Source organism: Stutzerimonas stutzeri, from assembly GCF_051028275.1.
Classification (GTDB): Bacteria; Pseudomonadota; Gammaproteobacteria; order Pseudomonadales; family Pseudomonadaceae; genus Stutzerimonas; species Stutzerimonas stutzeri_AS.
Genome location: NZ_CP069269.1, coordinates 2984167 through 3004340, shown reverse-complemented (window position 1 = coordinate 3004340; position 20174 = coordinate 2984167). Strand labels below are relative to the sequence as shown.

Here is a 20174-nt window from a genome sequence, read left to right as displayed (position 1 = left end):
ACATGGCAGAGATTACTGCAGCCCTGGTTAAAGAACTGCGCGAGCGCACTGGCCAAGGCATGATGGATTGCAAAAAGGCACTCACCGCTGCAGGCGGCGACATCGAAAAAGCCATTGACGACATGCGCGCCGCCGGTGCGATCAAGGCAGCCAAGAAAGCAGGCAATATTGCTGCGGAAGGCTCCATTGCAGTCAAGGTTGCCGATGACAACAAGCGCGCCGTGATCATCGAAGTCAACTCGCAGACCGACTTCCTGGCTCTGCAGGACGACTTCAAGAGTTTCGTCAGCAGCAGCGTCGAAAAAGCGTTCGCTGAAAACATGACTGACGCCGCTCCGCTGATCGCTGCTCAGGAAAGTGATCGTGAAGCACTGGTAGCCAAGTGCGGCGAGAACGTAAACATCCGCCGTCTTACCGCGGTAGAAGGCGACCTGATCGGTTCCTATCTGCACGGCCATCGCATTGGTGTTCTGGTTGCGCTGAAAGGCGGCAACGTGGATCTGGCGAAAGAAATCGCTATGCATGTCGCGGCCAGCAACCCGCAATTCCTGGACCCGTCGCAAGTGTCCGAGGAAGCCGTTGCCAAGGAAAAGGAAATCTTCCTTGCCCTGAACGAAGACAAGATCAAAGGAAAGCCGGCTGAGATCGTCGAGAAGATGGTTGCTGGTCGCATCAGCAAGTTCTTGGCTGAGGCCAGCCTGGTCGAGCAGCCGTTCGTCAAGGATCCAGACGTCAAAGTCGGTGAGCTGGCGAAGAAGGCCGGTGCTGAAATCGTATCCTTTGTACGGTACGAAGTAGGCGAAGGTATCGAGCGCGCCGAGGTCGACTTTGCTGCTGAAGTTGCCGCTCAGGTAGCTGCTACCAAGCAATAAGACGGTACCGCCGTCCTCAAAGAGGCTGCCCGCTCACGCGCGCGGCCTCTTTGTCGGATTAGAGGATGGAAAATGTTTTGCCATGCGCAGCTGCTGCTTGGCACCAATGCAATACTGCGCTGTCACAGCGCAGATATTTTCTGGCTACACGCCGGCTTAGTCATACAAATGCCGCAGGAGAAACAACGCCAATGGCTCAGCAAATGAGTGCACGCAATCCTCGCTATAAACGCATTCTGCTCAAGTTAAGCGGTGAGGCCCTGATGGGGTCGGAGGACTTTGGTATTGATCCCAAGGTGCTCGATCGCATGGCCTTGGAAGTCGGGCAGCTAGTTGGGATAGGCGTAGAGGTTGGCTTGGTCATCGGCGGAGGCAACTTGTTCCGTGGTGCAGCCTTATCAGCCGCAGGCATGGATCGTGTGACCGGCGATCATATGGGTATGCTCGCTACCGTGATGAACTCGCTGGCCATGCGCGACGCTTTGGAGCGATCGAACATCCCGGCACTCGTCATGTCGGCTATTTCGATGGTTGGAGTTACCGATCACTATGATCGGCGCAAGGCCATGCGTCACTTGAAGAGCGGCGAGGTGGTGATCTTCTCGGCGGGTACTGGTAATCCGTTCTTTACTACCGACTCGGCTGCCTGTTTGCGGGCGATTGAGATCCATGCTGACGTGGTGCTCAAGGCCACCAAAGTAGATGGCGTTTATACGGCCGATCCGTTCAAGGATCCAAATGCCGAAAAGTTCGAGCAGCTGACTTATGATGATGTGCTTGATCGCAAGCTGGGCGTTATGGACCTGACAGCCATTTGCCTGTGCCGCGATCACAACATGCCGCTACGGGTTTTTAACATGAATAAGCCCGGTGCTTTGCTCAATATTGTGCTCGGCGGCGCCGAAGGAACCCTGATCGAGGAGCAGTATCAATGATCAACGAGATCAAGCAAGACGCCCAGGAACGCATGAAAAAGACCCTGGATTCGCTAGGGCATGCATTCGCCAAAATCCGGACCGGCCGAGCTCACCCGAGCATACTCGATGGCGTCATGGTTTCTTATTACGGCAGCGATACTCCGCTGCGCCAGATCGCCAACGTGACCGCGGAAGACTCGCGCACCCTGGCTCTCACGGTGTTCGACAGAGGCATGATCCAGGCTGTCGAAAAGGCAATCCTGACATCTGATCTGGGCCTGAACCCGGCTACCGCAGGGACCACGATTCGAGTGCCGATGCCGGCGCTCACCGAAGAGACACGTAAGGGCTATACCAAGCAGGCCCGCTCGGAGGCCGAGAACGCCCGGGTTGCGGTTCGCAACATCCGTCGTGATGCTATCGCCCAGCTCAAGGACCTTGTGAAAGAAAAGGAAATCAGTGAGGACGAGGAACGCCGCGCTCAAGATGACGTTCAAAAGCTGACCGACAAGTACGTTGCGGAAATCGACAAGGCACTAGAGGGCAAAGAAAACGACCTCATGGCCGTTTGATGTTGCTGTACCGGATTTCATCCGTACTGCTCGCGTCGGAGTGTGCCGAGCCAAGCAGGCTCAAGGCGCAAGGGGCTAACCAGTCGTATCCCTAGAAAGTTGCCGTTGGCATTTTCTCCCATTGTTCGCAGCGTGATTGAGCGCAGGTAGAGTCGTTTCATGGATAAGGTCAGGCAGATTGCCGGGCGGCATGTACCCCGTCATGTCGCGGTCATCATGGATGGTAACAATCGCTGGGCTAAGCGGCGTCTACTGCCGGGTGTGGCCGGGCACAAGGCCGGTGTAGATGCCGTGCGGGCGGTCATAGAGGTTTGCGCTGAGGCGGGGGTCGAGGTGCTGACGCTGTTCGCCTTTTCCAGTGAAAACTGGCAAAGGCCGGCCGAAGAAGTTGGTGCTCTGATGGAGCTGTTCCTGACCGCTTTGCGCCGAGAAGCTCGCAAGCTCAACGAGAACGGCATCAGCCTTCGGATCATAGGTGACCGCTCACGCTTTCATCCGGAGCTGCAGACTGCAATGCTTGAGGCTGAGGCGATGACGGCGGGTTGTGGCCGCTTCGTACTTCAAGTTGCCGCCAATTACGGAGGGCAGTGGGATATCCTTCAGGCGGCCCAGAGCCTGGCGCGTGAAGCGCAGGAGGGTCGTCTCAATCCTGATGAGGTGACGCCGGCCCTTTTCCAGCGTTACCTCTCAACCGGGGACATGCCTTTGCCGGATCTGTGCATCCGCACCGGTGGCGAGCGGCGCATCAGCAATTTTCTGTTATGGCAGCTGGCCTATGCTGAGCTGTATTTCTCGGACCTGTTTTGGCCGGATTTCAAACACGACGCAATGCGTACGGCGTTGGCCGACTTCGCCAAACGTCAGCGACGGTTCGGTAAAACCGGTGAGCAAGTAGAGCTGGAGGTTCGAGCGGAATGTTGAAGCAGCGCATTATCACGGCAGCCATTCTTCTTCCGATCGCACTGATTGGATTTTTCGTTCTCGAAGGTCTTGCCTTCGCATTGTTTATAGGCACCGTCGTGGTGCTGGGCAGCTGGGAGTGGGCGCGCCTGGCGGGCTACGAGGCTCAGCCGGTCCGGGTCCTTTACGCAATAGCCGTTGCCCTGTTGCTTTGGGGGCTTCACCTGGTTCCATCCCTGGCGTCTTGGTTGCTCTCGATTAGCGTGATCTGGTGGTTGGCTGCGACGGCGCTTGTGGTTACCTATCCCAGCAGCCAGCGGCACTGGGGTGGGCCGGCTGGAAGCCTGCTGATCGGGCTATTGATTCTATTGCCTGCCTGGCAGGGCCTGGTCCTGCTCAAACAGTGGTCACAAGGTAACTGGTTGATTGTCGCAGTGATGGTGCTGGTTTGGGCTGCTGACATCGGTGCTTATGCAGCTGGTAAGACCTTCGGTCGCCGCAAGCTCGCGCCCTTGGTAAGTCCCGGCAAGAGTTGGGAGGGAATGATCGGTGGCTTGTTCACGAGTTTGTTGATCACGTTGTTGGTTGGGCTTTATCAGTCTTGGACTACACGTGAACTGGTGCTGGCTTTGCTGGGGGCGGCGCTGGTTGTCGTCATTTCCGTTGTTGGTGATCTGACCGAAAGCATGTTCAAACGCAGTTCAGGCATCAAGGACAGTAGTCAGTTGCTTCCGGGGCACGGTGGCGTGATGGATCGCATCGATAGTTTGACCGCTGCGGTGCCGGTGTTCACAGTGCTGTTGTGGCTTGCTGGCTGGGGTGCATGGTGAGTGGCCCTCTGCAGGTAACGGTTCTTGGCGCAACCGGTTCGATCGGTCTAAGTACTTTGGATGTAGTTGCGCGTCATCCAGAGCGTTATCAAGCCTTTGCCCTGACTGCCTTCAGCCGCATCGCTGAGCTCCGTGATTTATGCCGTGTCCATCGGCCCCGCTATGCAGTGGTCGCCGATAGCGATCAAGCTCGCAGCTTGCAGGACCAGCTTGACTGCGATGGCGTAAAGACGCGCGTACTGGTGGGCGAGGGTGGCCTGAGCGAAGTTGCAGCGCATCCTGAAGTCGATGTTGTCATGGCTGCAATCGTAGGTGCAGCAGGTTTGCGTCCCACATTGTCGGCAGTCCAGGCCAGCAAGCGAGTCCTCTTAGCCAACAAGGAAGCGCTGGTCATGTCCGGCGCCCTGTTCATGCAAGCGCTTCGCGACAGTGAGGCGGTGCTCCTGCCAATCGACAGCGAGCATAATGCGATCTTCCAATGCTTACCCGGCAATTACGCTCTGGGACTGAGTCGCGTCGGAGTCAGGCGAATTTTGCTGACCGCATCGGGAGGGCCTTTCCGCCAACTGTCGGTAGAGCAGCTTTCATCGGTGACTGCAGATCAGGCCTGTGCGCATCCGAACTGGTCCATGGGGCGCAAGATTTCGGTCGACTCTGCCAGCATGATGAACAAGGGGCTTGAACTGATCGAGGCGTGCTGGTTGTTCAATGCACGCCCGGAACAAGTCGAGATCGTAATCCACCCGCAAAGCGTCATCCATTCAATGGTGGACTATGTTGATGGCTCGGTTTTGGCCCAGTTGGGCAATCCGGACATGCGCACCCCGATTGCGCACGCGCTGGCGTGGCCGGAGCGAATTGACTCGGGGGTGTCGGCGCTGGATTTGCTGCGTATAGGGTGTCTGGATTTCGAGGCCCCTGATGAGCAGCGATTCCCCTGCCTTCGTATTGCGCGTGAGGCTGCCAAAAGCGGTGGAACATCACCCGCCATGCTTAATGCTGCCAATGAAGTGGCCGTGGACGCATTTCTGAACGGTCGAATTCGCTTCACGGAAATCGCGAGTATTATCGAGGACGTTCTCAATCAAGAGGCGTCCGGCCCCGCTCGTTGTCTGGGCGATGTGCTTGCAGCTGATGCGCGGTCTCGCAGTATCGCGTCTGCATGGTTGCACCGCCGCGACCGTTGATAGCTTGGTCTTTCCATCTGGTCCGTCGTGCCAAACGCGCTGACCAGAACCGCACTTTTCCAAAAGGCCTTTAGAGGCAGAGAGAGATATGGGCGCGCTGTACATGATCATCGGCACCCTGGTAGCGCTGGGTCTGCTAGTAACTTTCCACGAGTTCGGACATTTCTGGGTGGCCCGCCGTTGTGGCGTCAAGGTGCTCAGGTTTTCGGTGGGCTTTGGAAGCCCATTGTTGCGCTGGCACGACCGCCAGGGTACGGAATTTGTTCTTGCCGCTATTCCGCTCGGTGGTTACGTCAAGATGCTCGATGAGCGCGAGGGTGATGTTCCGCACGCGCTGCTCGATCAGGCCTTCAACCGCAAGACCGTTGGGCAGCGCTTTGCCATTGTATCGGCGGGCCCTTTGGCGAATTTTCTGCTCGCGCTGGTGTTCTTTTGGGCACTGGCCATGCTTGGCTCCGAGCAGGTGCGGCCTGTGGTTGGCGCTGTTGCAGCGGGCAGTCTCGCAGAGCGTGCAGGTCTGGTCGCTGGGCAGGAGATTGTCGAAGTAAATGGCAAACCCACTGCCGGATGGGCCGAAGTCAATTTGCAACTGATCAGGCGCCTCGGGGAGAGTGGCTCGCTCGAATTGTTGGTGCGTGAGTTCGATGGCGATCAGTCCCAGCGCTTGCAACTGGAATTGAACGACTGGTTGAAGGGCGCCGAGGAGCCAGATCCGATAGGCTCTCTCGGTATCCGGCCCTGGCGTCCAGAAATCGCTCCGGTTGTCGCGCAGCTGGACCCCGATGGGCCTGCCCAGGCCGCAGGTGTGCGTATCGGTGATCGTCTCGTAAGCATTGACGGTACGATCTTGAACGAGTGGCAGGAGGTCATTGATCGCGTCAGGCCTTTGGGTGGCCAGTCTGTCGTGCTTCAGGTTGAGCGTGGTGGACAGGTTGTCGAACTGCCCCTGACGCTCGCTGAGCGTGGCGAAGGCGATAGTCGTCGGGGCTATTTAGGCGCTGGCGTAGCCGGCGGAGAATGGCCACCGGAAATGTTGCGAAACGTCAGTCACGGGCCCATCGAAGCGGTCACGGAAGGGCTGCGCCGCACATGGACAATGAGCGTGTTGACGCTTGATTCCATGAAAAAAATGCTCTTCGGGGAGCTCTCGGTAAAAAACTTGAGCGGCCCGATAACCATTGCTAAAGTGGCGGGCGCTTCTGCACAGTCCGGCGTGGGCGACTTCTTGAACTTCCTCGCCTACCTGAGCATTAGTCTTGGTGTACTTAATCTATTGCCTATCCCGGTCCTGGATGGAGGCCATCTGCTCTTCTATATGGTCGAGTGGGTGCGCGGGCGTCCCTTGTCGGACAGGGTGCAGGGCTGGGGAGTACAGATCGGTATCAGCCTGGTTGTTGGGGTGATGCTGCTAGCGTTGGTCAACGATCTTGGCCGCCTTTAATCGCCATATACCTTGATGTCGCCGCGCAACGCGCAGGTTCAATTGTCAGGTTTGAAAAGAAAGGACTTCATGAAACGTCTGCTGCTACCTGCGGTAATTTCCGCACTGATGATTGCCGAAGTTCACGCCGAGTCCTTCACCATCTCCGATATACGCGTCAACGGTCTACAGCGTGTCTCTGCTGGCAGCGTCTTTGGCGCGCTGCCGTTGAACGTCGGCCAAGCAGCCGATGACAATCGATTGGTCGAAGCGACCCGTGCGCTTTTTCGCACTGGATTTTTTGAAGACATCCAGCTGGGTCGTGAAGGTGACGTGCTGGTCATCAATGTGGTTGAGCGCCCGTCAATTTCGGGGATAGAGATTGAAGGCAACAAGGCAATCAAAACCGAAGACCTGCTTTCCGGGCTGCAGCAGTCGGGCCTTGCAGAGGGTGAGATTTTCCAGCGTGCCACCCTCGAAGGCGTACGCAACGAGCTACAACGTCAATATGTAGCCCAGGGCCGCTATTCCGCTACGATCGAGACCGAAGTTGTTCCGCAGCCGCGTAACCGCGTCGCGCTCAAGATCAACATCAACGAAGGCTCCGTCGCTTCAATCAAGCACATCAACGTAGTTGGTAATTCGGTTTTTCCAGAAGAAGACCTGACCGACCTGTTCGAGCTGAAGACCAGCAACTGGCTGTCGTTTTTCCGCAACGACGATAAGTATGCTCGCGAAAAGCTTTCTGGTGACCTTGAGCGCCTGCGCTCTTACTACCTGGATCGCGGCTACATCAATATGGACATCACCTCAACGCAGGTGTCCATAACGCCAGACAAGAAAGACGTCTACATCACCGTGAATATCGCTGAAGGTGATCGGTATACCGTCAGCGATGTCAAGTTGAGCGGTGATCTGAAAGTGCCCCAGGAAGAGCTGCAATCATTGTTGCTTGCCAAAGAGGGGCAGGTTTTCTCACGCAAAGTGATGACCACGACATCGGAACTGATTACTCGTCGACTGGGTAATGAGGGTTACACCTTTGCCAACGTCAATGGCGTGCCGGAAACCAACGACGAAAACAATACCGTCTCGATCACCTTCGTTGTCGATCCTGGCAAGCGTGCCTACGTCAACCGCATCAACTTCCGCGGCAATACCAAGACCGAAGACGAAGTGCTACGGCGTGAGATGCGCCAGATGGAAGGTGGCTGGGCATCGACGTACCTCATCGATCAATCCAAAACGCGTCTCGAGCGTCTGGGTTTCTTCAAGGAAGTGAACGTCGAGACCCCGCAGGTTCCTGGGACGGACGATCAGATCGACGTCAACTATAGCGTCGAAGAGCAGCCTTCCGGCTCGATCATGGCAAGTATCGGCTTTGCGCAGAATGCTGGCCTGATATTGGGTGGCTCCATTAGCCAGAATAATTTTCTGGGTACGGGTAATCGTGTCAGCGTCGGCCTGACGCGCAGCGAATATCAGTCTCGCTATAACTTCGGTTTTGTGAATCCCTACTGGACCGAAGATGGCGTCAGCCTTGGATACAACGCCTTCTACCGCACCACCGACTACGACGAGCTGGACTATGACGTCTCAAGCTACTCGGTCGACAGTCTCGGTGGCGGAATCAATATCGGTTACCCCATCAGTGAGACATCACGGTTGTCGTTTGGCCTGTCTGCGCAACAGGATACGATCGACAGTGGCCGCTACACTGTGGACGAGATTTTCAATTTCATCGAAGCAGAGGGCGACAGCTACCTGAACTTCAAGGCATCGGTTGGCTGGTCGGAGTCGACGTTGAACCGGGGTGTACTGGCTACGCGCGGACATTCCCAAGGCCTCTCTCTGGAGACTACGATTCCAGGTAGCGACCTGTCGTTCTACAAGCTCGACTACAACGCTCAGCTTTTCGTGCCGCTGACGAACACTTACACCATGCGTCTGCATACTCAATTGGGGTATGGCGATGCCTATGGTTCGACGTCGCGTCTCCCGTTTTATGAGCATTACTACGCGGGTGGCTTCAACTCTGTACGCGGTTTTAGAGACAGCAGTCTTGGGCCTCGTAGTACCCCAAGCGATGGTTCTAACCCCGGGACGCTTCCCGATCCAGATCGAGATCCGTTGCCCTTTGGTGGTAACGTTTTGATTCAGGGCGGGATGGAAGTATTGTTCCCAATGCCTTTCGTCAAGGATCAGCGGTCGCTGCGAACCTCCGTTTTCTGGGATGTTGGTAACGTTTACGATACCAACTGCCCGTCTGGGTCAAGCGACTGCAGTGATATCGATTTCGGCAACATGGCGAGCTCCGTGGGAGTTGGCTTGACGTGGATCACGGCAATGGGGCCATTGAGCTTCAGTCTGGCCATGCCGGTAATGAAGCCCGATGATGCAGATACACAGGTCTTCCAGTTCTCGCTTGGACAAACCTTTTAACGACTGGGGCGTGTGGCCCCAGCGCTATCATTTCAGAGTGGTATATATCGTGCGTAAGCTAACTAAATTGCTTTTCGTTGCTGCTGTTATGGTTGCGACGCCTGCGTTTGCGGAAATGAAGATTGCGGTGATGAATTACCAAATGGCGCTGCTGGAGTCCGATGCAGCCAAGCGTTATTCGGTTGATGCCGAGAAAAAATTCGGCCCGCAGCTGACCAAGCTAAAGGGGCTCGAGAGTGAGGCAAAGCGTATCCAGGACCGCCTGAACAAGGATGGTGACAAGATGCAGCAGGCCGAGCGCGAGCGTCTTGAGCTTGAGTTCAAGCAGAAGGCTCGTGACTTCCAGTTCCTTTCCAAGGAGTTGAATGAGTCCAAGGCGTCTGCCGACCGGGACATGCTCAAGCAGCTGAAGCCAAAACTGGACCAGGCTGTAGAGGAAGTGATCAAGAAGGGTGATTATGACCTGGTGCTCGAGCGCGGAGCAGTGGTGGATGTGAAGCCACAGTACGACATCACGCGCCAAGTCATTGAGCGCATGAATCAGCTGCGCTAATGAGCGGGATAACGTTCACCCTTGGCGAACTGGCCGAGCGGCTTGGGGCTGAACTTCGCGGGGATGGCTCCCAAGTGGTGTCTGGTCTGGCAACGCTGCACGATGCTGGACCCCAGCACTTGAGCTTTCTTGCCAATGCGCAATACCGAAAGTATCTGTCATCGACCAAGGCGGGTGGCGTCCTGCTGACGGCCAAGGATGCTGAAGGCTACGGTGGTTGCGCTCTGGTTGTTCCTAACCCCTATCTGACCTATGCGCGTCTGTCTCATTTATTTGAGCGTCGACCCGTCACGTCCGCTGGCATACATCCAAGTGCAGTTGTTGATCCTAGCGCCTCGGTCGATCCTTCTGCGCGCATCGGCCCTCACGTAGTGATCGAAGCGGATGCCTGGATCGGTCCCGATGTAGAAGTCGGCGCCCAGACGGTAATTGGCGCACGAAGCCGCGTTGGCGCAGGCGGGCGTCTGTCAGCCCGCGTCACGCTGTGTCACGACGTGATCATTGGAGACCGAGTGGTCATCCAGCCGGGTGCGGTGATCGGTGGGGAAGGGTTCGGCTTCGCCAACGAGCAGGGCTCCTGGGAGAAGATTGCCCAACTGGGCGGCGTGCGAATCGGTGATGACGTCGAGATTGGCGCCAATACGACCATCGACCGTGGTGCGATTTCGGATACGGTGATTGGAAATGGCGTCAAGCTGGACAATCAAATCATGATCGCGCACAACGTACAGATTGGTGACAACACTGCCATGGCTGGCTGTACGGGCGTTTCTGGCAGCACGAAAATCGGGCGCAATTGTATGATTGCCGGTGGCGTCGGGCTCGTTGGGCATATTGAAGTCTGCGATAACGTATTCATCACCGGTATGACCATGGTTACCCGATCAATCACCGAACCTGGAAGCTATTCTTCCGGAACGGCGATGCAACCGGCTTCGGAGTGGCGTAAGAGTGCTGCCCGGATTCGCCATCTCGACGACATGGCCCGTCGTCTGCAGCAAGTGGAAAAACGCCTCGCTTCCGTGACCCCGCACAAGGATGGGGCTTCTGATGGCTGACACTAGCGCCTGATAGTTTTTTCAGAGGCTTCGCCAGCGGGTTGCACGATTACACAGTCGTGCAAACTCTCACACTCCTTACGGGCTTTTTCTTCACATGATGGATATCAACGAGATTCGCGAATACCTTCCCCACCGATACCCGTTTTTGCTGGTTGATCGGGTGGTGGAGTTGGATACGGAAGCCAAGCGTATTCGCGCCTATAAGAACGTTACGATCAACGAGCCCTTTTTCAACGGCCACTTCCCACAACATCCAATCATGCCGGGTGTGCTGATTATTGAAGCCATGGCCCAGGCGGCCGGCTTGCTTGGTTTCAAAATGATGGGTGCGAAGCCGGCCGATGGCACGCTTTACTATTTCGTGGGTTCCGACAAGTTGCGGTTTCGGCAACCGGTCGTGCCGGGAGATCAGTTGACTCTCGAGGCGTCCTTCATCAGTGCCAAACGAGGGATCTGGAAGTTCGATTGCCGAGCCACTGTTGATGGTAAACCGGTCTGCTCGGCTGAAATCATCTGCGCGGAACAGAAGATATGAGCTTGATCGACCCTCGCGCGATCGTCGATCCGGCCGCTCGGCTGGCGGAAGACGTTCAGGTCGGCCCCTGGTCGATCATCGGCCCGGATGTCGAAATAGGCGAGGGTACGGTGATTGCATCGCATGTGGTCATCAAGGGGCCAACCCGCATTGGCCGGCACAACCGCATCTTTCAGTTTTCGTCCGTAGGGGAAGACACGCCCGATCTCAAGTACAAAGGCGAGCCTACGCGTTTGGTGATCGGCGACCACAACGTGATCCGTGAGGGCGTAACTATTCATCGCGGGACCGTGCAGGACCGAAGCGAGACCACGATCGGCGACCACAACCTAATCATGGCCTATGCGCATATTGGCCACGACAGCGTAATTGCCAACCACTGTATTCTGGTAAACAACACCGCGCTGGCTGGGCATGTGCACGTGGGAGACTGGGCGATTCTTTCCGGATATACGCTGGTGCACCAATATTGTCATATCGGTGCGTACAGCTTTTCCGGTATGGGGACCACCATTGGGAAGGACGTGCCAGCATTCGTCACGGTGTTTGGCAACCCGGCAGAGGCGCGCAGCATGAACTTCGAAGGCATGCGTCGCCGTGGTTTTAGTGATGAGGCCATCTTAGCTCTGCGCAACGCCTATAAAGTCGTCTATCGCAAGGGGCTGACAGTCGAAGCTGCGCTGGCTGCGCTGGCTGCCGACGCCGTTGTATACCCGGAAGTAGCTCTGTTCCGCGATTCGGTACAGGCTTCGAATCGCGGCATCACACGCTGATATGTCCAAGCCGCTGACTATAGCGCTTGTCGCCGGAGAAGCCTCTGGCGACATTCTCGGTTCTGGCCTCATGCAGGCGCTCAAGGTGCAGCATCCGGATGTCCACTTTGTCGGCGTTGGCGGGCCGCGAATGGAGGCGCAAGGGCTCACGTCTTATTTTCCGCAAGAACGGCTAGCGGTGATGGGGCTGGTGGAAGTGCTGGGGCGGCTGCCGGAGCTCTTGGCGCGTCGCAAGCGCTTGCTCGAAACCTTGTTGGATATGCGTCCAGACGTATTCATTGGCATCGACGCGCCTGACTTCAATCTGGACCTCGCCCTGAAGCTGCGGCGGGCTGGTATTCGAACCGTACATTACGTCAGTCCTTCGGTCTGGGCGTGGAGACAGAAACGCGTTTTCAAGATCCGCGACGCCTGTGACCTGATGCTCACGCTGTTTCCCTTCGAGGCGGAGTTCTATGACGCTCACCAGGTGACGGTGCGTTTCGTAGGTCACCCCCTTGCCGACACCATTCCCCTGAAAGCAGACCGCGCCTCGGCTCGTGTATTGCTGAATCTGCCGCAGGACGGGCTGGTCGTCGCGCTGATGCCTGGCAGCCGGGGCGGTGAGGTCGGGCGTCTGGGCGAACTCTTTCTGGCCGCCGCCGAGCGACTGCTATCGATGCGGCCCGGCATTCGTTTTGTGGTTCCCTGTGCCAGCCCTGAGCGTCGTGCTCAGCTGGAGCAGATGCTGGAAGGGCGAAACCTGCCCCTGACCCTGTTGGATGGTCAATCCCATGATGCGCTGGCTGCCTGCAATGCCGTGCTGATTGCCTCGGGCACAGCTACTCTCGAAGCTTTGCTATACAAGCGACCGATGGTCGTGGCCTATTGCGTCGCGCCGCTGACCTTCCAAATCCTCAAGCGGATGGTGAAGAGTCCGTACGTGGCTCTGCCAAACCTGCTGGCGCAGCGGCTTTTGGTGCCTGAGCTTTTGCAGGAGGCAGCTACTCCTGAGGCTATGGCGCAGCTGTTGTCGCCGTTGCTGGACAACGGGGACGCGCAGACTGAGGGCTTCGATGCCATTCACCGGACGCTGCGCTGTGATGCGTCGAGTCAGGCCGCTAGCGCCATCCTCGAACTGATCGGGACGCGCTGATGCAGATGGGTCTGGATTTCAAACTCGTCGAAGAGCTGGTCGCCGGTGTGGATGAGGTAGGGCGTGGTCCGCTTTGCGGACCCGTGGTGACGGCGGCGGTCATTCTGGACCCGCTGCGCCCCATCGACGGTTTAAACGACTCGAAGAAGCTGACCGAGGCGCGGCGAGAGGCGCTGTTCGAGGAAATCTGCGAGAAGGCATTGGCTTGGTGCATTGCACGCGCTGAGGTTCATGAAATCGATCAGCTGAACATCCTTCATGCGACCATGCTGGCGATGCAGCGCGCAGTCGAAGGCTTGAGCGTAACGCCGAGGTTGGCGCTGATTGACGGAAATCGATGCCCGCAACTTGCGGTGCCAAGCGCTCCCGTGATTCAGGGGGACGGGCAGGTTCCAGCCATTGCTGCTGCTTCGATTCTCGCCAAGGTCAGCCGTGATCGGGAGATGTGTGCGCTAGATCTTTGCTATCCAGGCTATGGGCTGGCTGCACACAAGGGCTATCCGACTCCGAACCACCTTGAGGCCTTGCAGCGGCTGGGGCCGACAATCATTCACCGTCGCTCGTTTGCCCCAGTCCGCAATCTGCTAGAGCAGGCCACTCTGACGGGCGCTGGCGAAGTCGCTTTGCAAGTCTGAAGCTGGTTTCAGTCGGCTCGGTTAGCTAGCAACCCATAAGCGGTCAACTTCATCGCCGGGGCTTCCGGTACAATTCACGGCTAGTCGTTTCGCCAGTCCAAGGTTCGTTCATGCCCGTCTCCTTCGTCCATCTTCGCCTGCATACTGAATACTCCCTGGTTGACGGACTGGTGCGCGTCAAGCCTCTGGTTAAGGCGGTAACGGGCGCAGGCATGCCGGCGGTGGCCGTTACGGACCAGAGCAATATGTGCTCGCTGGTCAAATTCTACAAAGCCGCACAAGGCGCTGGTATCAAACCCATCTGCGGCGCTGATATCTGGTTAGCCAGTCGCGATGAGGATGGACCGCTCAGCCGTTTGACGCTGCTGGCAATGAATAGCCAGGGTTATCGAAACCTCACTGAGTTGGTGTCGCGTGGCTGGACCGAGGGGCAGCGTAACGATCAGATCATTATCGAGCGCGAATGGGTCAAGCATGCTGCGGATGGCTTGATTGCGCTGTCTGGCGCCAAGGAAGGTGAGATCGGTCATGCGCTGCTAGAAGGCGATGATGTCGCAGCCGAGGCGCTGCTGGATGAATGGACAGCCGTCTTTCCGCAGCGTTTCTACCTGGAGGTACAGCGCACCAGCCGCGTCAACGATGAAGAGCATGTGCATGCCGCAGTGGCGTTGGCGCAGCGGTGCGGTGCTCCGCTAGTAGCAACCAATGACGTTCGCTTTCTGAAACAGGAAGATTTCGAAGCTCACGAAACTCGAGTTTGCATCGGTGAAAGCCGTACCCTCGACGATTCGCGACGGCCACGTAATTATTCCGATCAGCAATACCTCAAAACGCCTGAAGAGATGTGGGAGCTCTTCAGCGACCTACCTGAAGCGCTGGAAAACTCCGTCGAGATTGCTCGGCGCTGCAACATCGAAGTGCAGCTGGGCACCTACTTTTTGCCTGACTTCCCCGTGCCGGACGGCATGACCATGGACGAGTATTTCCGCAAGGTCTCGTTCGATGGGCTGGAGGAGCGTCTCGAAGTGCTGCTGCCCAAGGAAACCCCGGACTACGAGGCGAAGAAGCAGGTCTATGTCGACCGTCTGAATTTCGAACTCGAAATCATCATTCAGATGGGGTTTCCGGGCTACTTCCTGATCGTTATGGACTTCATCCAATGGGCTAAGAACAACGGCGTGCCGGTGGGGCCCGGACGTGGGTCGGGTGCGGGGTCGCTCGTTGCATACGTACAAAAGATCACCGATCTCGACCCTTTGGCGTATGACCTGCTGTTCGAACGTTTCCTTAATCCCGAACGGGTTTCGATGCCTGACTTCGACGTCGACTTCTGCATGGACGGTCGTGACCGCGTCATCGATTACGTTGCTGAAAAGTATGGCCGCAACGCCGTAAGCCAGATCATCACATTCGGCACCATGGCCGCCAAGGCGGTGGTGCGCGACGTGGCGCGGGTGCAAGGCAAGTCATACGGGCTGGCTGATCGACTTTCGAAAATGATTCCGTTCGAAGTCGGCATGACGCTCGAAAAAGCCTACGAAATGGAAGAGCCGCTGCGCGACTTCCTGGCTGTCGATGAAGATGCCAGAGAAATCTGGGAGATGGCACTGAAGCTGGAGGGCATCACCCGCGGTACCGGAAAGCACGCCGGCGGTGTGGTTATCGCGCCAACCAAGCTGACCGACTTTGCACCCATAGCCTGCGATGACGAAGGCGGTAGCCTCGTGACACAGTTCGATAAGGACGATGTCGAGCAGGCCGGCCTGGTCAAGTTCGACTTCCTCGGCCTGCGTACTCTGACCATCATCAAATGGGCGCTGGAAACCATCAACCGTGACCAGGCGCGTAAAGGGCTCGAGCCGGTCAATATCGATTTTATCCCTCTGGACGACAAGCCGACCTACTCATTGCTGCAAAAGGCCGAAACCACGGCCGTGTTCCAGCTTGAATCGCGCGGCATGAAGGAGCTCATCAAGAAACTGAAGCCGGACTGCCTTGAAGACCTGATCGCCCTGGTCGCGCTGTTCCGCCCCGGTCCACTGCAGTCAGGCATGGTTGATGACTTCATCAACCGTAAGCATGGGCGCGCGGAAATCTCCTATCCGCATTCGGATTATCAGTACGAAGGCCTCAAGCCAGTGCTGGCGCCGACCTACGGCATCATTCTGTATCAAGAACAGGTGATGCAGATTGCTCAGGTCATGGGGGGCTATACCCTCGGCCAGGCGGACATGCTGCGCCGCGCCATGGGCAAGAAGAAACCCGAGGAGATGGCGAAGCAGCGCGGCGGCTTCATTGAAGGGTGTGCCAAGAACGGTATTGATGCCGATCTCGCGGGGAACATTTTCGACCTGGTTGAGAAATTCGCTGGCTACGGTTTCAACAAATCCCACTCAGCCGCGTATGGCTTGGTCTCGTACCAGACGGCCTGGCTCAAGGCTCATCATCCGTCGCCGTTCATGGCGGCGGTGCTGTCGGCGGATATGCACAATACCGACAAGGTGGTCACGCTGATCGAAGAGTGCCGCAGCATGAAGCTGCGCATCGACGCGCCGGACGTGAACAATTCCGAGTTCAAGTTCACGGTCAGCGAGGATGGGCGGATCATCTACGGGCTGGGCGCGATCAAGGGCGTCGGCGAAGGGCCGGTCGAGGCGATATGCGAGTGCCGCAACGAGGGCGGGCCCTTCAAGGATTTGTTCGACTTTTGTAGTCGTGTCGACCTCAAGCGTATCAATAAGCGCACCCTTGAAGCGCTTATTCGTGGAGGGGCGCTGGATCGCCTCGGGCCCTGCTTCTCTGACGAGCCGAAGGCTTACCAGGCCAGCATTGATCGCAATCGGGCTGTTCTGCTGTCAGCAATGGAGGAGGCCATTCAGGCCGCAGAACAAACCGCACGCAGTCTGGACAGCGGCCATATGGACCTCTTTGGCGGTCTGTTCGCCGAGCCCGAAGCGGATGTCTACGTCAATCATCGCAAAGCCCGCGAGCTGTCCTTGAAAGAGCGACTGAAGGGCGAAAAAGATACGTTGGGCCTGTACCTTACCGGTCATCCGATAGACGAGTATGAAGGTGAGGTCCGCCGCTTTGCCCGTCAACGCATCATTGATCTGCGTCCGGCACGGGGTGAGCAGACCATTGCCGGCTTGATCGTCAACTTGCGGGTCATGAAAAACAAGAAAGGCGACAAGATGGGCTTCATCACCCTTGATGACCGTTCAGGGCGCATTGAGGCGTCGCTTTTCGCCGATGCCTTCAACAGTGCGCAGGCACTGTTGCAAACCGACGCCCTGGTTGTGGTGGAGGGTGAGGTCAGCAATGATGATTTTTCCGGAGGGCTACGCCTGCGCGCCAAGCGTGTCATGAGTCTGGAGGAAGCCCGGACCGGGCTCGCCGAGAGCCTGCGAGTGAAAGTGGCTGGCGAAGCGCTAAAGGGTGATCGGGTGCGGTGGCTTGCAGACGTCTGTGGTCGCCATCGTGGGGCCTGTCCTATCACGCTGGAATATACCGGTGCCGATGCCCGAGCACTGCTCCAGTTCGGCGAACACTGGCGAATCGATCCTGCCGATAACTTGATTCAGGCATTGCGTGACCAGTTCGGACGAGACAACGTCTTCCTCCAATACCGATAGCGGGGCTAACCGATTGGTGCACCAGTGTCGGTGCGAGACCGGATGGACGCCGTGAATAGGCCCGATCCCGGATCGAGCCATGTTTGAAAGCACATTTTTTGTTCGACCTAAATGCGTCCGTCCCGTAAGGTAGGGCGCAAAAAAACGGAACAGCTTCCCGGCCGACTGGCCGTCGACGCATGACGGATGCCTATGAACCCGAATTTTCTCGATTTCGAACAGCCAATTGCCGACCTGCAAGCCAAGATCGAAGAATTGCGCTTGGTTGGCAATGACAACTCGTTAAATATCGGCGATGAAATTGCCCGCCTGCAGGACAAGAGCGAATCGCTCACCGAGAGCATTTTTGGCAATCTCACCAGCTGGCAGATCGCCCGTCTGGCTCGCCACCCGCAGCGCCCCTACACGCTCGACTACATCAGCCACCTGTTCACTGAATTCGAAGAGTTGCATGGCGATCGCCATTTCTCGGACGACGCTGCGATCGTTGGCGGTACGGCTCGCCTGAATGGTGAACCGGTGATGGTCATTGGGCATCAGAAAGGGCGTGAGGTACGTGAAAAGGTTCGCCGTAACTTCGGCATGCCTCGCCCGGAAGGCTATCGCAAAGCGTGCCGTCTGATGGAGATGGCTGAGCGTTTCAAGATGCCGATTCTGACGTTCATTGATACGCCGGGTGCCTATCCGGGTATCGACGCCGAGGAACGCAACCAGAGCGAAGCGATCGCCTGGAACCTGCGGGTCATGGCGCGGCTGAAAACGCCAATCATCGCTACCGTGATCGGTGAGGGCGGTTCCGGCGGTGCGCTGGCCATCGGTGTCTGCGATCAGCTGAACATGCTGCAGTATTCGACTTACGCGGTCATCTCGCCAGAAGGTTGCGCTTCTATCCTTTGGCGTACCGCTGACAAAGCGCCGGAAGCCGCGGAAGCCATGGGGGTCACCGCCGAACGCTTGAAGGATCTGGGCATCGTTGACAAGGTCGTTCCTGAGCCGCTCGGTGGGGCTCATCGCAATCCGGCTGTGACCGCCGCATCGCTGAGAAATGAGCTCACCGCTCAGCTCGACATGCTCAAAGGGCTAGGTACTGAAGCGCTATTGAGCCGGCGTTACGACCGTCTGATGAGCTACGGCATCGCCTGATTGTCGCGGTAAGGTGCACTCTAAACGGCGGATTACCCGCCGTTTTTTTTGCGTTCCAGAAAGCTTTTGCCGCCAGTACGTGAGTTTTTTCAGGTGACTCACGCCGAGTGGCTGACAGCTGAGCGTTCCGGTTTATCCTGTATTCCCGTATTGGCTGGGCTGCTATCCGATGTCCCTCGAGTCACGTCTGCTTGAAGTCCTCCATCCCTGGCGTTCGGCGCCGCGTTGGTGCGTGGCGTTTTCCGGCGGGCTCGACTCAACCGTGTTACTGCATCTTTTGGCGCGCTTGGCCGCTCGTGAACAGTTGCCAGCCATTAGCGCGATCCACATACACCACGGGCTGCAGGCCGTAGCCGATGGTTGGCCAGCGCACTGTCAATCCGTCTGTGAAATGCTGGGCGTTGAGTTGCAGGTTGTACGCGTTCGGGTCGAGCCAGGCCCAAGCGTGGAGCGGGAAGCCCGGGAAGCGCGCTATGCCGCGTTCAGTGAGCAGTTGGGTGCTTCTGCGGTGCTGCTTACCGCCCAGCATCGAGACGATCAGGCTGAGACCGTGCTTTTTCGTCTGCTGCGCGGTGCCGGAGTGCGCGGCCTCGTCGGCATGCCTGCAACGCGAGCGCTGGGCAGTGGTTGGCTGGTCCGGCCTTTTCTGAATGCCAGCCGTGCAGAGCTCATGGACTATGCGCAAGCGCACGGGCTGGTCTGGATCGATGATCCGAGCAACCTGTGCACCGAGCACGCTAGAAATTATCTCCGTAAGGAGGTCATGCCGCTGCTGCAGCAGCGCTGGCCGAGCGCGACGAGCAGCATGGCCCGCGCGGCGGCGCACCTGGCTGAGGCGCAGCAGTTGCTCGACGAGCTGGCCGAGAATGATCTCAAGGAAGCCCGCAGAGAGGGGGATCATCCATCGCTGGCGATACCGAACCTTTCCCTGTCTGCACTCACACGGCTCAGTCCCGCACGCCAGCGTAATGCGCTGCGGCACTGGCTGGCGGCCCGGACACCTCTCCCTGACAGCGACCATTGGGTCGGCTGGGATTCGTTACGTGACGCCGCCGCAGATGCCACGCCGATCTGGCGACTGGCCTCTGGCGAACTCCATCGGGGTAATGGACGTATCTGGTGGCTGTCAGGACCCTGGCTGGTTAGGCCGAGCGGGTCGGTCGACTGGTTGCGGCCTGAGATACCTCTGCAGCTGCCAGGTAACGGCACCCTGCGTTTGGCAGGCGACTACGTGAAGGGCCCGCTACAGGTGCGGTATCGGAGGGGGGGGGAGTCGCTGATCCTGCCTGTCCGCGGAAAGCGCGACCTCAAGCGATTACTCAACGAAATCGCAATGCCGGGTTTCGTTCGCTCACGCCTGCCATTGCTTTATCGCGGCGACGAACTCATCGCGGTGGCCAATCTACCTCAGCTAAGCATTCAGTCGGTGTCGCTGATATGGGTGCCGCCGGCTGACGCCAGGTTTGAGCTGATGGGGTCTTTCGAGTAGACTACGCTCCCGTCCCAATACAGCTTCTGCGGCTTTCATCGAAAACCGTGGCAGCTCAGCTATTGCCGCCCTTGGCGC

17 protein-coding genes are annotated in these 20174 nt (G+C 57.6%); all 17 read left to right on the top strand.

Features of this window, described 5'->3' with window-relative positions; genetic code table 11:
• Positions 1–2: 2 nt before the first annotated feature.
• The 17 genes from tsf (at position 3) to tilS (ending at position 20096) form a co-directional block, all read left to right on the top strand.
• Positions 3–872 carry a translation elongation factor Ts gene (gene tsf, locus JQR87_RS13860; RefSeq protein ID WP_407296135.1) on the top strand — a complete coding sequence of 290 codons (870 nt, stop codon included), beginning with the start codon at positions 3–5 and terminating at the stop codon, positions 870–872.
• Between the two features lie 191 nt (positions 873–1063).
• Positions 1064–1807 (top strand): UMP kinase, encoded by a 744-nt coding sequence (gene pyrH, locus JQR87_RS13855; protein WP_045429014.1) that lies wholly within the window; start codon positions 1064–1066, stop codon positions 1805–1807.
• Positions 1804–2361, top strand: coding sequence for a ribosome recycling factor (gene frr / locus JQR87_RS13850; protein ID WP_407296139.1), 558 nt, complete (start codon positions 1804–1806; stop codon positions 2359–2361). The genes pyrH and frr overlap by 4 nt, the downstream gene beginning before the upstream one ends.
• Before the next feature lie 159 nt (positions 2362–2520).
• Positions 2521–3282 (top strand): polyprenyl diphosphate synthase, encoded by a 762-nt coding sequence (gene uppS / locus JQR87_RS13845; protein ID WP_407296140.1) that lies wholly within the window; start codon positions 2521–2523, stop codon positions 3280–3282.
• The gene (locus JQR87_RS13840) at positions 3276–4091 is read left to right on the top strand and encodes a phosphatidate cytidylyltransferase (RefSeq protein ID WP_407296141.1); all 816 of its coding nucleotides are present in this window, start codon (positions 3276–3278) and stop codon (positions 4089–4091) included. The genes uppS and JQR87_RS13840 overlap by 7 nt, the downstream gene beginning before the upstream one ends.
• Complete coding sequence (gene ispC / locus JQR87_RS13835) at positions 4085–5278, top strand: 1-deoxy-D-xylulose-5-phosphate reductoisomerase (protein ID WP_407296143.1); 1194 nt, start codon at positions 4085–4087, stop codon at positions 5276–5278. Before JQR87_RS13840 ends, ispC begins: the two co-directional genes overlap by 7 nt.
• Before the next feature lie 88 nt (positions 5279–5366).
• Positions 5367–6719, top strand: coding sequence for an RIP metalloprotease RseP (gene rseP, locus JQR87_RS13830; protein WP_407296146.1), 1353 nt, complete (start codon positions 5367–5369; stop codon positions 6717–6719).
• A gap of 69 nt (positions 6720–6788) precedes the next feature.
• Positions 6789–9140 carry an outer membrane protein assembly factor BamA gene (gene bamA / locus JQR87_RS13825; protein ID WP_407296149.1) on the top strand — a complete coding sequence of 784 codons (2352 nt, stop codon included), beginning with the start codon at positions 6789–6791 and terminating at the stop codon, positions 9138–9140.
• 49 nt (positions 9141–9189) lie between these two features.
• The gene (locus JQR87_RS13820; RefSeq protein WP_407296150.1) at positions 9190–9693 is read left to right on the top strand and encodes an OmpH family outer membrane protein; all 504 of its coding nucleotides are present in this window, start codon (positions 9190–9192) and stop codon (positions 9691–9693) included.
• Positions 9693–10751: a UDP-3-O-(3-hydroxymyristoyl)glucosamine N-acyltransferase gene (gene lpxD, locus JQR87_RS13815; RefSeq protein WP_407296152.1), complete on the top strand. Its 1059-nt coding sequence runs from the start codon at positions 9693–9695 to the stop codon at positions 10749–10751. Before JQR87_RS13820 ends, lpxD begins: the two co-directional genes overlap by 1 nt.
• 97 nt (positions 10752–10848) lie before the next feature.
• A complete protein-coding gene (gene fabZ / locus JQR87_RS13810; RefSeq protein ID WP_407296155.1) occupies positions 10849–11289 on the top strand; it encodes a 3-hydroxyacyl-ACP dehydratase FabZ in 441 nt (146 codons plus the stop codon).
• Positions 11286–12062, top strand: a complete 777-nt coding sequence (gene lpxA, locus JQR87_RS13805; protein ID WP_407296156.1) for an acyl-ACP--UDP-N-acetylglucosamine O-acyltransferase — start codon at positions 11286–11288, stop codon at positions 12060–12062. Before fabZ ends, lpxA begins: the two co-directional genes overlap by 4 nt.
• 1 nt (position 12063) lies before the next feature.
• Positions 12064–13197 (top strand): lipid-A-disaccharide synthase, encoded by a 1134-nt coding sequence (lpxB, locus tag JQR87_RS13800; protein ID WP_407296159.1) that lies wholly within the window; start codon positions 12064–12066, stop codon positions 13195–13197.
• Positions 13197–13832: a ribonuclease HII gene (gene rnhB / locus JQR87_RS13795; protein WP_407296162.1), complete on the top strand. Its 636-nt coding sequence runs from the start codon at positions 13197–13199 to the stop codon at positions 13830–13832. Before lpxB ends, rnhB begins: the two co-directional genes overlap by 1 nt.
• Positions 13833–13942: 110 nt before the next feature.
• Positions 13943–17464: a DNA polymerase III subunit alpha gene (gene dnaE, locus JQR87_RS13790; protein WP_407296164.1), complete on the top strand. Its 3522-nt coding sequence runs from the start codon at positions 13943–13945 to the stop codon at positions 17462–17464.
• Between the two features lie 192 nt (positions 17465–17656).
• Entirely contained in the window at positions 17657–18607 is a 951-nt protein-coding gene (locus tag JQR87_RS13785; RefSeq protein WP_407296167.1) for an acetyl-CoA carboxylase carboxyltransferase subunit alpha, read from the top strand.
• A gap of 169 nt (positions 18608–18776) precedes the next feature.
• Positions 18777–20096, top strand: a complete 1320-nt coding sequence (tilS, locus tag JQR87_RS13780) for a tRNA lysidine(34) synthetase TilS (RefSeq protein WP_407296170.1) — start codon at positions 18777–18779, stop codon at positions 20094–20096.
• Positions 20097–20174 lie beyond the last annotated feature (78 nt).

Coding starts and splice junctions, on each gene's coding strand:
- tsf (WP_407296135.1), top strand. CDS start 3: ATGGCAGAGATTACTGCAGCCCTGGTTAAAGAACTGCGCGAGCGCACT.
- pyrH (WP_045429014.1), top strand. CDS start 1,064: ATGGCTCAGCAAATGAGTGCACGCAATCCTCGCTATAAACGCATTCTG.
- frr (WP_407296139.1), top strand. CDS start 1,804: ATGATCAACGAGATCAAGCAAGACGCCCAGGAACGCATGAAAAAGACC.
- uppS (WP_407296140.1), top strand. CDS start 2,521: ATGGATAAGGTCAGGCAGATTGCCGGGCGGCATGTACCCCGTCATGTC.
- JQR87_RS13840 (WP_407296141.1), top strand. CDS start 3,276: ATGTTGAAGCAGCGCATTATCACGGCAGCCATTCTTCTTCCGATCGCA.
- ispC (WP_407296143.1), top strand. CDS start 4,085: ATGGTGAGTGGCCCTCTGCAGGTAACGGTTCTTGGCGCAACCGGTTCG.
- rseP (WP_407296146.1), top strand. CDS start 5,367: ATGGGCGCGCTGTACATGATCATCGGCACCCTGGTAGCGCTGGGTCTG.
- bamA (WP_407296149.1), top strand. CDS start 6,789: ATGAAACGTCTGCTGCTACCTGCGGTAATTTCCGCACTGATGATTGCC.
- lpxD (WP_407296152.1), top strand. CDS start 9,693: ATGAGCGGGATAACGTTCACCCTTGGCGAACTGGCCGAGCGGCTTGGG.
- fabZ (WP_407296155.1), top strand. CDS start 10,849: ATGATGGATATCAACGAGATTCGCGAATACCTTCCCCACCGATACCCG.
- lpxA (WP_407296156.1), top strand. CDS start 11,286: ATGAGCTTGATCGACCCTCGCGCGATCGTCGATCCGGCCGCTCGGCTG.
- lpxB (WP_407296159.1), top strand. CDS start 12,064: ATGTCCAAGCCGCTGACTATAGCGCTTGTCGCCGGAGAAGCCTCTGGC.
- rnhB (WP_407296162.1), top strand. CDS start 13,197: ATGCAGATGGGTCTGGATTTCAAACTCGTCGAAGAGCTGGTCGCCGGT.
- dnaE (WP_407296164.1), top strand. CDS start 13,943: ATGCCCGTCTCCTTCGTCCATCTTCGCCTGCATACTGAATACTCCCTG.
- JQR87_RS13785 (WP_407296167.1), top strand. CDS start 17,657: ATGAACCCGAATTTTCTCGATTTCGAACAGCCAATTGCCGACCTGCAA.
- tilS (WP_407296170.1), top strand. CDS start 18,777: ATGTCCCTCGAGTCACGTCTGCTTGAAGTCCTCCATCCCTGGCGTTCG.